Raw genomic sequence first — 16,575 nt, 5'->3', positions numbered from 1 at the left:
CTTTTCTGATGGTGATCAGCCATTCTGAACATACTCATTGTGCTTTATGCATTAAAATTAATATAAAAAAACACATTTCAATAATTAAACTTTAAACTATGAACTTACCACTAATTGCAGGGATAATTGTTGCTGTAGTAGCTTCAGTTGGATTAATATTCTGGATTCTGTCTATGTACAAAAAAACAGTACAGGGGATCGTCATTCTCAGAACCGGATACGGAGGAACAAAGGTATTCTTTAATGCAGGAATTGTAATTCCTATCATACACAGGATGGAATCTATGGACATTTCCGTGAAAAAATTGGAAATTGCCAGAGAAGGCAAAGCAGGCCTGATCTGTAAAGACAATATGCGGGCAGACATTCAGGTAGCTTTTTTTGTCAGGGTCAATAAATCTGTTGATGATATTGTGAATGTTGCCCAGACAATCGGTTGCCAGAGAGCTTCGGATATCCATACCTTAAGAGAACTGTTTGAAGCTAAATTTTCGGAAGCGCTGAAGACGGTAGGTAAAAAATTTGAATTCATCGAACTGTACGAAGCAAGAAGCGAGTTCCGTCAGGAAATCCTTGATATTATCGGAACAGACCTTAATGGCTATGTTCTGGATGACTGTGCGATTGATTATCTGGAGCAGACTTCCATCGACAGCTTAGACAAAGACAATATTCTGGATTCTGAGGGTATCAAGAAAATAACTGAATTAACGGCAACACAAAATATTAAAGCCAATCAGGTTCGCAGAGACGAGGAAAAAACGATCACAAAACAGAATGTTGAAGCCCGTGAAGCGATTTTGGAACTTGAAAAACAACTGGCTGAAAAAGAAGAATCTCAAAAAAGAGAAGTTGCCAATATTAAAGCCCGCGAAAATGCCGAAATATTAAAAGTAAATGAAGAAGAGCGTTTGAAATACGAAACCGTTCGTATTGCAACCGAAGAAAAACTTCAGATCGCTGAAGAAAATAAGCTGAGACAGGTAGTGATTGCCGCTAAGAATAAAGAACGTGCCGATTTGGTGGAAACCGAAAGAGTACAGAAAGACAAAATGCTGGAAGCCACCGAAAGAGAAAGAATTGTTTCTCTTGCTCAGATTGAAAAAGAAAAAGCCATCGAACTGGAAAAGAAAAACATTCAGGATGCAATTCGTGAGCGCCTGACTATGGAAAAAACCGTTGTGGAAGAACAACAGGGAATCAAGGACCTTGAAGCCTTCAAAACAGCCGACCGAAATAAGCAGGTAGAAATCACCCTGGCCACTCAGGAAGCTGAGAAGAAACTGATCGAAGAAACAAGAGCGGCAGAAGCCAGAAAACTGGCAGCAGAAAAAGACGCTCAGAAATATGTGATCGAAGCTCAGGCTAAAAGAGATGCTGCCGAAAAAGAAGCTGAAGCCCGCAAAATCATTGCTGATGCAAAAGCAAAAGAAGAAGCAACAGTAGGTTTATCCGAAGCTCAGGTTCTTCACGCAAAAGCAGATGCTGCAGAAAGACAGGGAATTGTAGAAGCGGTTGTTATTGAGAAAAAAGCAGACGCTATTAAAAAAGAAGGAATTGCACAGGCAGAAGTCATCAAAGAAAAAGCATTGGCGGAAGCCGCCGGAATCACCGAAAAAGCTGAAGCCATGAAGAAACTGAACGATGCAGGAAAAGATCATGAAGAATTCAGACTGACACTGGCTAAAGAAAAAGAAGTAGAGCTGGCACAGATTGCTATTCAGAAAGATATTGCACAAGCGCAGGCCGGCGTTCTCGCAGAAGCCTTCAAGTCTGCAAAAATTGACATTGTAGGCGGAGATAATACATTCTTCGATAATGTTATCCGTCAGGTTTCTGCAGGTAAAGGCTTGGATAAATTTATCAGCCACAGCGAAAATGCAACATTGATTAAAGAAAACCTTTTAGGCGACGGCGAAAATATCATCGGGAAAGTAATGGGAATGGTTGATAAATACAACATCTCTTCCGAAGATATCAAAAACATGAGCATCGCAAGTCTTATTTTTAAACTGAACAGCGTTGCAAACCAACAGGAAAAAGGACTTCTCGACAGAGCAATGGATATGGCAAGAAATTTAGGCATCGACCAAAAACCAATTAAATAAAATTTTAACAAAAACTATATTGCAAAACTCTCATTGTATGATTTCCAATGATACTTTGGGAGTTTTTTTCTGGTGTTTTCCAATATAAACGGACATCTTAAACTTGGCTGAGAAGGCCCCATTTATAACAGGTTCATTCGTTAGACTTTAGCCAAAAGTAAAATAGCATTAGCCTAGCTGGGTGAAATCGAAGAGTCGACGAAGTTTAATGCCTTTGCGAAAGAAAAAAAATTCACAACATTAAAAAAAATCTATGGGACTTTACATTAAAAAGATTCCACAGAACAACTTAAAATAAAAAACCTATGTCAGAACAATTAAATTCAGGGACATACGAAATCATACAAAGCCGTCTGAATGAGCAGAAAAACAACCTTATTCAGAAGCTTCAGCAGCTCAACGAAAACCGTAAAGAAATTTTCGGCGGAGTAGATTTTTCACTCATCGCCAACGAAAGGATTTCTACGGAACACAACTGTGTAGCCAAAGATATTTTTTCGCTGAAAAATACTTTGATCTTCGGTTCCAATGCGCATTTGGGCTTGCAGACAGAAATTAATATCACAGATGTTTTTTCAATCTATACAATTAATAACAACCGTTTTGAGCCACAGGATCCGTATCTTATTTCGGATGCAACTTTTATTGAAGAATTCAAAAACCTGTATAAGTACTACAGAAATACTTTTTTCGTCCGCTTTCATTTTACCGAAAACTATCTCTATATGGTTTTCCAGCTTTCTGAAAGCACATCTGATATCAAAGCATTCAAATGGCTGATTAAAGATCACCATCTGACTTATATTGATTCAAGGAGCGCTTCGGAAGTTTCCTATCCGCCTCAGCATGGCTTTGCATGGACAAAAGCAACCAGAGACATGCAGCGAAGCGGAAAATTCCCGCACGTTTCCTTAGCTGATAAAGTCTTTGTAGAATCTATCCACGGAGATATAACCATAAAAATTGAAGACAATACAGATACCGGAAAAGGGATTTACTCCGAGGATGTTATTCACAAAGATCAGAATCTGGATGATGCGGAGATTCATTTCTGCGATCTTGATAATCTTGTTTTATTTAAAATTAAACCTTATCAGGAAGCAGAAAGATATTTCATTTACAATCATAAGGAAAAAACAGTTTCTCGGGTCGACACTTTGAAGCATTCAGCGGTTTTGCTTCCCGAAAATCAGGGTGTTTTGTTCTCGAACGGTTATGCTTTGCAGACAGGAGGTCTGAAGGTAATCTCTCAGGATATCAACAGGCTTCATTATCTGAAAACCATTCAGGAACCGAATGGCGAAAATTTCATGTATGTATTTTATGATGATAAAACCAATAATTATCAGCTGATTTCATACAATATTATTAGCCAGACAATTGAAACACCGATTCGCTGCAGCGGATATTCTTTATTAAATGAAGGAAAACTTATTTATTTAAGAGAAAGTGTAGAAACGACAAAACATCATCTGGCACAAATCTGGCAGACACCGTATTCTAAAGAATTACAGCCGAATACAGAAAAATCAGGCACACTTCTTTATAAAATCGGAAATAAAGATATCGTAAGAATGATGGCAGAAAGCCAGGAGCTTATTACACTTTTAAACAAAAAAGACTCTTACAGCGGACTGTATGACGATATTGTTAAACTTTCCACAACCATTCTGGATGCGTATTACTTTTTGGGTGACAATGAGGTTGAAAATCTTGATCAGCCTTTAAAGGAAATCAGGAATATTGCACATTCTGCCATCAATGAATATGAAAAAGTTGTTGAGCAGAAAAAAAATACGGGCGAGGCGATCGAAAAGCTGAAAGCTTACTGCGAAAAAATTTTAGATGATACCAAAAGAATCAACTATTCCCAACTGACAGACTATATCGACATGCTTTCCCGAATCAGGGCCTTGCGGGGAGAAATTACGGGAGCAAGGGATTTAAAATATGTGGATGTTGCAACTCTTGATTCTTTAGACAAATCCTTAACGGAAAGATCGGAAGAACTCTCCAATGCGTGTGTCAATTTCCTTCTTCAGGATGATGCGCTGCTCCCCTATCAAAACAGAGCACAGCAGATTTCTGAAAACATCATCAATTTACAGAAAGCAATTGATGCCAAAACAATTGAGGAAGAAATCAATAATTTGTCGGGACAGCTTGAACTTCTGGTGGATATTGTCAATAATTTAAAGATCGAAGACACCTCACAGTCAACACAGATCATTGAAAATATTTCGGTGATTTTTGCGAGATTAAATCAGGAACGGTTAGAGCTTTCAAAAAGGAAAAGAGAAATTTCAGGGAAAGAACTGTCTGCCGATTTTCAGGCGCAGATGACTTTGTTCGACCAGACCGTGATTAATTTCCTTGAATTGTCTCAGACCCCGGAAAAATGTGACGATTATCTTACGAAACTTTCCATCCAGCTGGAAGATATGGCAACAAAGTTTGTTGACTTTGAAGAATTTATCCTGAAAATTGAAGAAAAAAGAGAAGAAGTTTACGGACATTTCCAAAATAAAAGGGTTCAGCTGACTGAAGCCAGAAACAAGCGTACGCAAAGTCTGTATGATTCTGCACAACGGATTTTAAAATCGGTTCAGGCAAAATCTGAGTCATTTGATTCTGAAAATGAAATCAATGCCTATTTTGCTACAGATTTAATGATTGAGAAAGTTCGTGATATTTCGAGACAGCTCGTAGAAATGGAAGATTCTGCAAAAGCGGAAGAAATCCAGACTTTGTTGAAAACTTCTCAGCAGGAATCAGTACGAAAGCTGAAAGACAAAAAAGAAATTTATGCTGACGGAGACCATATAATTGCTCTGGGCGATTATAAATTTGCAGTCAACCGTCAGAAATTAGACCTGACGCTGGTGATGAGAAATGCACAGTATTATTATCATCTTACAGGAACTGCATTTTATGAGCCTTTATATTTTGAAGCTATCTCAGATTATAAAGAAGTCTGGAATCAGGAATACATCTCAGAGAATTCTACGGTAAAACGCTTTGAATATCTGGCATGGAATGTTTTTTCAGACAATAAAAACATCAATACTGAAGAGCAAAACCGAACCGCCATCCAGCAGTTTATGACAGAACATTTTGGGGAAGGTTTGGTAAAAGGTATTCATGACGAAGATGCGCTGACAATTGTTTCAAAACTCCAGCAGATGCATAATGAATTGGGACTGATGCAGTTTACTCCGCAGGAAAGAGCTTTGGCGCAGCTGTTTTGGTATTTTTTGAATCAGGAAAGAAAAGAATATTATCAGAAGCAGTTTGAAGCGGCAAATTTAATTTCAACATCATTTACAACAGACAAAGGTTTTCAATACCTCAATGAAGAATTGTCTAAGGAAATACAATCGTTTGCTCAGAATAACCAACTATTTACCGGAGTAAATGAGCGGAATGCTGCTGTTTACCTGAAAAGGGAAAACAAATCGACGTTTCTGGTTTCGGAGAAAGCAGGTATGCTTTATGAATTATTTTTAAAAGATTTAAAAGAAAAAGGAAAAGATTTAGAGTTTATCGATCAGCTGAATGCGCTGAAACAGTATCCTGCAGCCTGTTTTTCAATTGCTGAAAGTGCTTTGAGCGCGTTTTTATTTAATTCAGAATCGAACTTTGAAGATGATATTAAAAACGAAGCATCGGTATTTTTTGTAACGCAGAATTTTGATGCTAAAAATATCCTTCATGTCACTTATGAAACGGTTTTAAAAGGATTAAAATCATTAGAAAAAGATGCTGATTATGTTTTAAATTATTATGAATTTACCTCTCGTTTATTTTATTTTAATGAAACCGTAGTTCCTGAATACAAACAGCTTCAGGAGATGAAGGCGAAATGGGTAAGCGACAAGAAAAAAGCTTTGAAAATCGAAACTTTCAAGTCTCAGGTTTTAAGTTCTTTTGTGAGAAACAAATTGATTAATGATGTATATTTCCCATTGATCGGGGCTAACCTGGCCAAGCAATTAGGAACAGTTGGTAATGACAAACGTACCGACAGAATGGGAATGCTGCTTCTGGTTTCGCCACCGGGTTATGGAAAAACAACGTTGATGGAATACATGGCCGACCGAATGGGGCTGGTTTTCATGAAAATAAACGGTCCTTCAATCGGTCACGATATTGTTTCCACAGATCCGAATGAAGCGAAAAATGCCGGAGCAAAACAGGAACTTGAAAAACTTAACCTCGCTTTGGAAATGGGTGACAATGTGATGTTATACCTTGATGATATTCAGCATTGTAACCCGGAGTTTTTACAGAAATTCATATCATTGGCAGACGGACAAAGAAAAATTGAAGGGATTTACAATGGCGAGAGCAAAACGTATGATCTAAGATCAAAGCGTTTTTGTCTTGTAATGGCAGGAAATCCATACACGGAAAGTGGTGAAAAATTCAGGATTCCTGATATGCTGGCGAACCGATCCGATACATATAATTTAGGAGAAATTTCAGGCAGCAAAACAGAATTATTTGATTTAAGCTTAATCGAAAATGCTCTGATGTCGAACAATTATCTTACCCGACTGACTCAGCCCGGAATGGAAAATCTTTACCGTCTGTACGAAAGCATCCGGTCCGGTTCTGCAAATGTGGATTTGGCAGGCAACTTCAGTTCAAATGAAATTTCAGATTTCAGAAAAGTGCTTGAAAATACGCTGAGAGTGAGAGATATTGTTTTAAAAGTTAATAAACAGTACATTGCTTCCGCTGCCATGTCAGATGAATATAGAAATGAGCCGGCTTTCAAACTTCAGGGTTCTTACCGGAATATGAATAAGCTAATTTCCGAAATTCAGCCAATTCTGAAAGAGGAAGAAGTCACTCAGATAGTTTTAAGTCACTATCAAAACGAATCTCAGACTTTAACTACCGGAGCTGAAGCAAATATGCTAAAGTTAAAAGAATTAATGAATGTCATTTCAGAAGATGAAAATTTGCGTTGGCAAGAGATCAAGAAGACGTTCATTAAAAACAAAACCATAAAAGGCTTGGGCGAAAATGACCGGATGACACAGGTAATTGCTTTACTGGCTCAGTTCAGTGAAGGGCTTGATGGAATTAAAGATGTACTGAGAAATAACTCCTAATACCAGTGCGCATCTGTGCAGCTGGTCACTTGTGGATTATCATCCGCGATTTTTTGAATTTTAAATTATATAGTAAGAATATTTAAAACTTCTATCAATAGCAAATGGCTCGAATTTATCTAAATTGGGCCATTTTTGTTTTGATACCGGCATAAAACAGAAGAATTTCTTTTGATCCTTTTCAAGGGTTTTTGTTTCGTGACTTGAAACTCTTTTTTGTTTGATTGTAATAATTTAAATCACAGTTTTCAGAATATTTCTTCGTACGCGTGATAATGTTTCCCTCGAAAGCCCCAGATAAGAAGCAACCATATGCAGAGGAACTCGATTGAAAATATCAGGATAAGTGTTGATGAAATCCAGGTATTTTTCTTCTGGGCTGCTGCTGATATTCATCAAAAGCCGCTTATGAATTTCCATAGATTTTCTTGTCAGGATGTTCTCTACAAAAATATTAAGTTCAGGAATTTGTTCTCTTAATTCAGCAAAATCTTCAAGATTGAAAGCGAAGACTTCAGACACTTCCATTGCTTCGATGTTGAGTTTGGAAGGCGATTTATTGTAGAAACTTTCGGGATCAGTTGTCCATGACATTTCATTCACAAACTGAAGAATATGCTCATTGCCATCTTCAGAGACCGAATAATTTCGAAGAAGTCCTCTGGCAACAAAAATTTTCAAGTTACAAATATCACCCTGCCGGCATATTATTTCTTTACGCTGAAGTTTTATTGGCTGACTTTTATACAGGATGAAACTGAACTTTTCATCCGTGAAATCGGGAAGGATTTTCTGAAAGTAATTTTTAAGAATCTCTGACATTTTCAAAACTGAATTATATCTAAAATTAATTCTTTTTATTGAATTAACATAAAAATTGTGTCAAATGACCTCGTTTTCGGGCTTCATTCACAGCTAAATTTGTATCAGAAATTATAACAAAAATTCAAGAATATGAAAGTATTTGTAACAGGAGCTTCAGGATTTGTAGGCTCAGCAGTTGTAAAAGAATTATTATCAAACGGACATCAGGTAGTCGGATTGGCGCGTTCGGAAGAATCTGCAAAATCTGTGAGAGAAGCAGGAGCAGAGGTTTTAATGGGAGATTTGGATCATCTTGAGATTTTGCAAAAAGGAGCAAGAGAATCGGATGGCGTTATTCATACAGCCTTTATCCACGATTTTTCAGATTATCAGAGTAATGCGCTAAAAGACCAGAAAGCCATTGAAGCAATGGGCGAAGTGTTGAAAGGAACCGATAAACCCATTGTGGTGACAGGAGGAACCTTAGGACTTCCACTTGTCGACGGAAAAATCACAGAGGAAAGTAAAGCACCGGCAGAATCAATCAGATTCTCAGAAAAAGCTTTCGTAGATTTATCAGAATCCGGCGTTAAAGCATCTATCATTCGTCTCGCCCCGAGTGTTTATGGAAATTCCGAATTGGGTTTTAAAGGAGGTTTTGGCGTAATGCTTGCTGAGCTAGCGAAAGCTAAAGGATTTGCGGCTTACACTGGAGAGGGAAAAAACGTTTGGCCTTCTGTTCATCGTGTAGATGCTGCAAAACTATTTCGTTTGGCACTTGAAAAAGGTGATAAAGGAGCGAGATATAATGCCGTTAATAATGATAAACAACTCTCAATGAAAGAATTTGCAGAATTAATTGGTGAAAAACTTGACATTCCTGTAAAATCTATATCTCTGGAAAAAGCACCGGAATATTTTACCTGGATGACTTTTTTTGTTGGAGCAGATTGTCCGGCAACAAACTTACAGACCCGAGAAAAATTAGGATGGGCACCTTCTGAAAGAAGTTTTGCAGAAGAACTGAATCAGTATTTCTTCTAAAATTCAGAAAAGTTTCCGCCGAAGAATTGAAAATGAGATCAGATAATTTAAAATCCCAGCAAACAAAAAGCCGGGATTTTTCATAATTACTGTATTGTTTATCATTATGATCTCCCGACTTATTCTTATGGGACTTTAAGTCCGAATGTTTCTGTTTATTGGAGGCATTACCTGCGGTCTTCTGTGGTACAACAGCACGCACTAAATTATTAGAGATGCTCCGCCAAAATCTGGAGTTGCATAATGCGGCTATTGAATACTGCTGAAAAGCTTCATTTCAGGTACATCATTTCCTCATGAGTTGCTATTTCAGATGATCTGTAAGTATATTCAAATCGGCACAAAATATTTTTATAATTGCAGTATTTTACATTTGTAAAGTTTGAATTAAGTATTATTGTATCTGAATCAAATGATGGAGTAGCCTATGGGTTTGAAAGCATAATTATTAGACATTTCCGCTGAACAAGCTGTCATACCTACAATAAGATCCATTTCTGCCTCAATTATGATATAGTCTCCAGCTGTACTTTTTGGAGGAAGTACACTTATTTTGCCACTCTCACCGTCAACGGCTACATGCATGAAAACATTAAAGCATATAGGAATAGTATCAGGTTCAATACCAAATGGTTTCAGCGCTTCACAAAGATTACCAAAACAGCCGCGGTGAGGATGCTGATCGCCGTATATAATGCGGAACGTATCGGCACTACAGGGAGTCAGCAGAAAGTCATGACGGCCTACGGTATCTTCTATAATGTTAAACATAACATTACTTCTGTTTGAGTAGAAAGGATTTCCTTTGGTAAGAAATATGGTTTCTGCATAATCAATAGTTCTTCCGGATGAGAGATATTCTCTTGTATCGTTCAGATTAAAGCATATAAAATCTGAAACCTGCTCTCCTTTAATATCGGTAATTTTAAGTTTTTCGCCTTTTCTTAGGATAAATGCAGTGCCGCTTCGTGGTGGTATTGTATTCATTAATTTTTATATTTATAAGGACATTCCCAATTTTTATCATATCTCATACCACTGTACTGATACACTTCTGAATCATCACCAAAATCACGAAGCATCGGATTAATGGAACCGCTAAGTGCAATATCCCTTTTACGTACAATATTTTTCATCTTATCATATCTCTTTAACGATCTCAATTCTTCAAATTGCTCATGCGGATTAAAAACTATAGCCGGATAACGGAACTTTCTTGCGTCTCTGCTACTTCCCGGGAAAAGGCCAATAATAAAAAAAGCCTCTTCTTTCAGACTGAAACTGAACTGTGGTGATGAAGGATTTGAATCTACACGGGAATCATAAGGATAATTCTGTGCATCTAAATCAGACAATGCCTGCAGTCTTTCCCAAAGAAGCCGGTCAAAAGTCTCCTCACTGACCGGGTGTGTTTCGGGGAAAACCACACATACGGTGTGAAAATCGTTATCTGCCGCTCTATACTCATCAATAAATTTATAAATAAAATCAAGTATATCCTGATCATCTTTTGGACAGGCCAAATGGCCGGCAACAAAAATATGCATCTGATCTCTTGTAAGCGCAGCCTTAGCTGCTACACAAGGAAATAACTTGTCATCGATAAATGACCTGAAAGCATCTCTTACTTCCAAGGCACGCTCTGTATTTTGTGAATTGTTGGTTGGTGTCATACCTTAAAATACGCAAAGCATGTGCCACCGGAAATATTAATATGAAAGTCCTAATTAAGACTTTCGTATTTACTTTCGAAATAATGAACAGAAAATAGATCGGAGCAGTTGGTAAATCCTAATTTAAATTTTACTTAGTAAAACTAAAATTTCTGCTCAAATCGGTAAAGAAATCATATTGCTGGTTTTCGCAGACTTCCTGCTTTGATATCCTGTTGATTCTCCGCCCATTCTACACCGGGTTTGGCTTCCGTCGAGATGAACACAAGACATATCCAACAATCTCTTGTTACGATTCAAAAGATGAACCCAAACACTCCTGAAACTGTCGTCCTTGCTCCATTTATTGAAATAATAATACACATTCTGCCAGCTTATTTTTTCTTCCCCGAAATAGTCTTTTACCGAAATTTCCCGCCACTGGCAACCGGTTTTAAGCCGTTTATAATGGTCTGAATTATTTTTACCATCTCAAACTTCGTAGAAAACTCTCTTTTTCCTTTGCTTAGATGGGGTAAAATCCATTTCTCTATTTTATCTTCTGATGAGTTCTAGATTATTAGTTTTTTAAATTGCAATCCAAAATTGCTAATTTTCTTGGAACTTTTTTCCCTAAATAAGTTTAAACAACTTCATATTCAAAGTTCTCAAAAGAATTAAAAATCGAAGACTTTTTAACTATTGTGATCTTTTTTTATTCGTATTCATCAACTTTAAATAAAAGCTAAGCTCTTCTTTTGTGACTTTGACTATGTCGAACCTTTGGTTTGTGGTTATATAAAAGTTTAAACAAACTTAATTATAAAATTTCAGTTTTATAAACAACATTTTTTTAATCTTCTTTTTTGACTCAGGTCAATGTTTGCAATATCCGGTACTTGCATTTTTGCACTCGTAATAATTTTAAAAATAAAAAATATGAGTGTAACATTAGAAAAAGCGCAGACAATTAATTTTTATAAAGTCGTGATGCCCATTATTGTTTCCGTTTTTGGAGTTTATCTAACTATCGGAATTGCATTAGGCATATTACCAAAGTTTGTACAAAAAATATTAGGGTACGATAGCGTTACAGTCGGCTTGGTTATTGGGCTTCAATTTTTATCAACTCTTTTAACACGGGCATATTCAGGAAAGATAACTGATACAAAAGGTGCGAAAAAAAGTAAAATGTCAGGAGTAGTATTAGCCGTGATTGCTGGTATTGCTTATATTCTAGCAGTTACTTTTCAACAAAATAAAACTATGGCACTTCTGTTTTTGCTTTTGGCTCGTGTTATTCACGGAATGGGGGAAAGTTTTTTGGTAACCGGTGCTTTAACTTGGGGAATCGGATTGGTAGGACATTCCAAATCTGGAAAAGTAATGACCTGGAACGGAATTGCTATGTATGCAGGAATAGCCATCGGAGCACCTTTAAGTATTTGGCTTAGTAAAAGTGCTGGGGATTTATATGCGTTTTTACTTATCGTCATGTTGCCATTTGTAAGTTGGTTAACTACTGTAAAACTGCCTTCCATTCCTGTAGATAAAAACCATATCAGAACACCGTTTTATAAAGTTGTAGGAGCTGTTGCCGGGCAAGGCTTAAGCCTTGCGTTTTCATCAATGGCATTTGGTTGTATAGCTTCTTTTATTTCATTGTTTTTTGCCGAAAAAAATTGGGGCGAAGCTTCATTGGCTTTTACGGTTTTTGGGGCAAGTTATGTAGTGACAAGAATTTTATTTGCCTCTTTTCCTGATAAATATGGAGGTTTTAAAATTGCTTTTATATCTCTCATTATTGAAGTAATCGGCCAGGCAATGATTTGGACTTCGGTTTCAAAAACAATGGCAATTATCGGATGTGGTCTTACCGGAATTGGTTTTTCGCTTGTCTTTCCTGCATTGGGTGTATTGGCTATACAGAAAGTAAAACCACAAATGAGAGGTACCGCATTGGGCGCTTATGTAGCATTTGTTGATTTGTCACTAGGCTTGGCCGGCCCATTGGCAGGTTTAATAGCGGGTTGTTTCGATTATCAAGCGGTATATTTATTCGGTGGTATCAGTGTTATAGTATCTATTCTGATTCTTTTATTTAATAAAAAATAACAATGGCTGTAGTTGCGTAAAATGCGAATTAATAAATAATAACGGCCAATGTACCGACTATCCCAAGTGATTGATTTTGCATTGAGTAACAAACTAAAGGTGTTGTCTATAAAAGATATTAGTCATTTTCGTAAATTTACCTCTGATTATACTAATAATGGGAAATGGAGGACAAATTAGCCGATTATATTAAAAGTAAAATCACTGTCAGTGCAGAAGAACTGGAAGTAATACTTTCTTATTTTAAGCCTATAAAACTAAAGAAAAATGAAATTCTTCTCACTGACGGACAAATCAGCCAACGAACATTCTTCGTTGGTTCTGGTTGTTTAAGGATATTTTTCATTACGGAAGAAGGACAGGATGTTACACGATATTTTGCCTTTGAGGATCAATTTGCAACAGCATTGGTTAGCTTCATTACTTCTGAGCCGGCCAAAGAATTTATACAGGCTGTGGAAGATACCGAAGTTTTCTACATTACTCATACCAATTTTTATCATCTGCTCGAAATTATTCCGCAATGGGAAAAATTTTACCGGGTTTATTTAGAAATTGCTTACGTTACCAACACCAAAAGACTGATGTCTTTTCTTACCTTGGATGCCAAAGAAAAATACCGCCAGTTACTGGATGAAAACCCGATTATTGTCCGCAGGTTATCCAATAAGATGGTTGCTTCATACCTCAATATTTCTCAGGAAACTTTAAGTCGGCTAAAATCAAAGCTCTGATTTTCATTTTTTGATTCAAGTCAATGTTTTTGAGGTGCCGTAATTCCAAAATTTGCAACTATAAAATATTGGCAATGAAAACAAAAAGAAATAAGAAATATTAAAAGTGGTATTATTTTACTAAAGGAAAAGATTGCGAAACATAGTTACCACATAAAATTAAAAAGTCAGGATTTTGTCCGAATGAACTATGACCTGCCTTTACAGTAGATTTTTTCGTATAATTTATTACACAATTTATTATTTGGTTTTAAGCCGATTCCTTAAAACCGACAACTTTCTGGCAAATATTGATTTATAAGGTCATATCCCGAACTTACTTTAATATCATATCTGGGAAGCGTTATGCCTAGTTGTTTATTATACTTAGCTAATTCGTTAATGACGTTATACTGACCATCATATTCACATTTGTACCTATCTATATCTTTCTTTATGTACTTATTAAAATAATATAAAATCAGTTCCTTGGATTAATTGTCCAATATTTTTTCACCTGTTATAAAGAAAAATAAGGATGAAAGCCAGCTGGTTGTAATATAATTTTCTATCTCAATATATTGAGACGAACCTCTCATAATTTTGGTGGAATTTAGTGAGGATTTAACTTTACTGAAATAATCTGCCAAAACTAATTCTGTAGAATTGATCAATTCCCTGGTATTTTTTTTATATAAATGTTTTGATATTGAGCTATAGCCATTAGCAGAAAATTCCTTTTTCTCGCCTTTGTCTAATTTAATTATTTGATCTTTACTACTGATTTCAAGAATAAAATCATTCTTATTATCGATGGTTATTTGTTGACCGTAGATCTTTGTTAGTAGAAATAATAAAAGGATACTAAGTACCCTTTTATTATACAAAGTCAAAATTTGCAATTTCATCTATATTTCACATTGAGATCTGTATCTATCACACTTCGCCCAGCAGTCACTAGGGCTTGTTGCCGTTGTATCACTTGGTGGTAAACCATTTGGAAGATTATCATTTGGTTTGCAACCATGACAATGACAATTGGCATCGCCTAAATATTTTCCATAATCGTCTCCTCCGCTAATTGTTCTTAGTTGTTCTCTTGTTTAGTTTATTAAGATTTTTCATAATTATTTTTTGTTTGTTAATTTATCCCTACTCTAAAAAGGATTTTCTGGTTATTCCTATATAATGTATTGTATTAACTAGGTAATTCTTATTCTTTTTTAAAACATTTATAGACTCTACAACTTCATATATTACTCATTTATAAACATCTAATTCTTCGTTAATTCAAAAATAATAAAATAATTCATTTAAAAGTGATCTAATTTATAGAAATAATTCGATAAAATATTAACTATTGCTAGAGGCTTTCCAGGTTGCTGATACTTCTTTTGCTTCTTCTAGCAGATGTTTTAGGTTCGTCTCGTCAGGAAGTGTGTGGGGCTTATAATCCTGGGGAAGTATCCCTCCGACGTAACGCCAGATTTCAGCAATGTCTTAGAGAGCAATGTAAGGCTCATACAACGAATTGTCCGCTGATACCGTAATACACTTATACTGTTTCTCATTTTGCGAATTAATGTCTTGCTTAGAATAGATACCCCAAGTTACTTTGTGAATTAAAGATTCAAAAGATTAGTATTTTAGTTTCTATTTAATCCGTCAGCGAATAGAAACCATTGAATATTAAATTCCCAGCCATTGTAATACTAATACGCCCGCTAATCCAGTAAGGGACACTAAGGTTTCCATAATCGTCCAGGAGCGAAACGTATCCTGTATACTAAGTCCAAAATAAGATTTAAACATCCAAAAACCTGGATCATTAACATGTGAGAACATCAGACTTCCTGCGCCAGTTGCCAACACCATTAATTCCGGAGTAACTTCGCCAGCCTGCACGATAGGTAGCATAATTCCAGCCGCCGTAAGCCCGGCAACACTGGCTGAACCTATAACCAGTCGGATAATCCCTGCGATAGACCATGCAAGGACCAGTGGCGACAGACTAAGATTGTTGGTCAAATTTGCTATATAGTTAGCTACGCCACTATCCACTAGTATCTGCTTGAAAACGCCGGATGCAGCAATAATAAAAAGGATCATGGTTATGCCACGGAAGGCTTCTTCCACACTTTCCGACTGTTGCTTTAAGCTTTTACCTTGCCGAATGCCCATCGTGTACATAGCCAATAAGGATGCAATCATTAAAGCAATTACAGGATCTCCTAGAAACTTCAGGGCTATCAGACCAAATGAACCTTCCGGCAATATCAAATAAGAAAAAGAACCCAACGCTATAAGCAATATGGGAAACAGACCTGTGAACAGGCTAATTCCGAACCCCGGGAGTCTTCTTTCATCATCCTGACGTTTTTGAGGAAAAAATTCTGGGGGAGGGTTTGTTGCGATGCCTTTAAGCGTTCGTGAAAATAACATCCCGCCAATAAGGATTGCAGGAATCGCTACTATAATACCGTAAGCCATCGTCAAGCCTATGTCAGCTTTAAAGGTAAGCGCTACGGCCATAGCTCCAGGATGAGGAGGCAGATAACCATGCGTTACGGATAGCGCCGCCAACAGTGGAATGGCTACATACAGCATAGGCAATTTGTTAGACGCACAAACCATGAAAACAAATGGCACCAATACAATAAATCCAACATTGTAAAATAACGGTATGCCCACCAAAAAGCCCGTAAGCACCATTGCCCACGGTAAATTCTTTTTGCCAAATACTGCTGTTAATACCGTTGTAATACGCTCTGCAGCACCGCCTTCTGTCATCAATTTCCCAAGAACAGATCCAAAGGCCAACAAAAGTCCTAACTGTCCCATCGTACTACTTGCACCTGTCTCAACAGACTTAAGGATTTCTACAACGCTCATTCGCATGGCAAAGCCCACAGTTATAGATGTTATAAGCAAGGAAAATACTGTGTTTAGCCTGATTACAGTTACTAAAATGAGTAGCATAACCACTCCAAATATGATAATTATTAGAGGCATAGCGATT

Annotated in this window: 10 protein-coding genes; 5 read left to right on the top strand and 5 right to left on the bottom strand. The window is 36.8% G+C overall.

Annotation, left to right across the window (positions count from 1 at the left end):
* Positions 1-98: 98 nt before the first annotated feature.
* Both AC3WV0_RS01555 and AC3WV0_RS01550 read left to right on the top strand, forming a co-directional pair.
* Complete coding sequence (locus AC3WV0_RS01555; RefSeq protein ID WP_488843353.1) at positions 99-2,108, top strand: flotillin family protein; 2,010 nt, start codon at positions 99-101, stop codon at positions 2,106-2,108.
* 305 nt (positions 2,109-2,413) lie between these two features.
* Entirely contained in the window at positions 2,414-7,228 is a 4,815-nt protein-coding gene (locus AC3WV0_RS01550; RefSeq protein WP_488843351.1) for a DNA repair ATPase, read from the top strand.
* A 234-nt stretch (positions 7,229-7,462) separates the two neighbouring features.
* Here AC3WV0_RS01550 and AC3WV0_RS01545 read toward each other — a convergent pair whose 3' ends face one another.
* Complete coding sequence (locus tag AC3WV0_RS01545; protein WP_488843349.1) at positions 7,463-8,050, bottom strand: Crp/Fnr family transcriptional regulator; 588 nt, start codon at positions 8,048-8,050, stop codon at positions 7,463-7,465.
* Between the two features lie 132 nt (positions 8,051-8,182).
* On the opposite strand from AC3WV0_RS01545, the gene AC3WV0_RS01540 reads away from it, so the two are divergent.
* Positions 8,183-9,076, top strand: coding sequence for an SDR family oxidoreductase (locus AC3WV0_RS01540; RefSeq protein ID WP_488843347.1), 894 nt, complete (start codon positions 8,183-8,185; stop codon positions 9,074-9,076).
* Between the two features lie 408 nt (positions 9,077-9,484).
* Here AC3WV0_RS01540 and AC3WV0_RS01535 read toward each other — a convergent pair whose 3' ends face one another.
* Entirely contained in the window at positions 9,485-10,063 is a 579-nt protein-coding gene (locus AC3WV0_RS01535; RefSeq protein WP_488843345.1) for a DUF1989 domain-containing protein, read from the bottom strand.
* Positions 10,063-10,749: a guanitoxin biosynthesis heme-dependent pre-guanitoxin N-hydroxylase GntA gene (gene gntA / locus AC3WV0_RS01530; protein WP_488843343.1), complete on the bottom strand. Its 687-nt coding sequence runs from the start codon at positions 10,747-10,749 to the stop codon at positions 10,063-10,065. Before gntA ends, AC3WV0_RS01535 begins: the two co-directional genes overlap by 1 nt.
* Before the next feature lie 918 nt (positions 10,750-11,667).
* Here gntA and AC3WV0_RS01525 point away from each other — a divergent pair.
* Positions 11,668-12,843: an MFS transporter gene (locus AC3WV0_RS01525; RefSeq protein ID WP_488843341.1), complete on the top strand. Its 1,176-nt coding sequence runs from the start codon at positions 11,668-11,670 to the stop codon at positions 12,841-12,843.
* Between the two features lie 164 nt (positions 12,844-13,007).
* Positions 13,008-13,577 (top strand): Crp/Fnr family transcriptional regulator, encoded by a 570-nt coding sequence (locus AC3WV0_RS01520; RefSeq protein ID WP_488843339.1) that lies wholly within the window; start codon positions 13,008-13,010, stop codon positions 13,575-13,577.
* 473 nt (positions 13,578-14,050) lie between these two features.
* On the opposite strand, the gene AC3WV0_RS01515 is transcribed toward AC3WV0_RS01520, so the two are convergent.
* Positions 14,051-14,464: a hypothetical protein gene (locus AC3WV0_RS01515; protein WP_488843337.1), complete on the bottom strand. Its 414-nt coding sequence runs from the start codon at positions 14,462-14,464 to the stop codon at positions 14,051-14,053.
* A 781-nt stretch (positions 14,465-15,245) separates the two neighbouring features.
* Positions 15,246-16,568 carry a gluconate:H+ symporter gene (locus AC3WV0_RS01510; protein ID WP_488843335.1) on the bottom strand — a complete coding sequence of 441 codons (1,323 nt, stop codon included), beginning with the start codon at positions 16,566-16,568 and terminating at the stop codon, positions 15,246-15,248.
* Between the last annotated feature and the right edge of the window lie 7 nt (positions 16,569-16,575).

The sequence above is a fragment of the Chryseobacterium sp. 27AL genome (assembly GCF_057815395.1).
The sequence above is the reverse complement of the archived record's forward strand: the minus strand, read 5'-3'. Positions and strand labels throughout refer to the sequence as shown.

What these genes read in the sequence shown, in the direction of transcription:
- AC3WV0_RS01555 (WP_488843353.1), top strand. Translation starts at nt 99, where the DNA reads ATGAACTTACCACTAATTGCAGGGATAATTGTTGCTGTAGTAGCTTCA.
- AC3WV0_RS01550 (WP_488843351.1), top strand. Translation starts at nt 2,414, where the DNA reads ATGTCAGAACAATTAAATTCAGGGACATACGAAATCATACAAAGCCGT.
- AC3WV0_RS01545 (WP_488843349.1), bottom strand. Translation starts at nt 8,050, where the DNA reads ATGTCAGAGATTCTTAAAAATTACTTTCAGAAAATCCTTCCCGATTTC.
- AC3WV0_RS01540 (WP_488843347.1), top strand. Translation starts at nt 8,183, where the DNA reads ATGAAAGTATTTGTAACAGGAGCTTCAGGATTTGTAGGCTCAGCAGTT.
- AC3WV0_RS01535 (WP_488843345.1), bottom strand. Translation starts at nt 10,063, where the DNA reads ATGAATACAATACCACCACGAAGCGGCACTGCATTTATCCTAAGAAAA.
- gntA (WP_488843343.1), bottom strand. Translation starts at nt 10,749, where the DNA reads ATGACACCAACCAACAATTCACAAAATACAGAGCGTGCCTTGGAAGTA.
- AC3WV0_RS01525 (WP_488843341.1), top strand. Translation starts at nt 11,668, where the DNA reads ATGAGTGTAACATTAGAAAAAGCGCAGACAATTAATTTTTATAAAGTC.
- AC3WV0_RS01520 (WP_488843339.1), top strand. Translation starts at nt 13,008, where the DNA reads ATGGAGGACAAATTAGCCGATTATATTAAAAGTAAAATCACTGTCAGT.
- AC3WV0_RS01515 (WP_488843337.1), bottom strand. Translation starts at nt 14,464, where the DNA reads ATGAAATTGCAAATTTTGACTTTGTATAATAAAAGGGTACTTAGTATC.
- AC3WV0_RS01510 (WP_488843335.1), bottom strand. Translation starts at nt 16,568, where the DNA reads ATGCCTCTAATAATTATCATATTTGGAGTGGTTATGCTACTCATTTTA.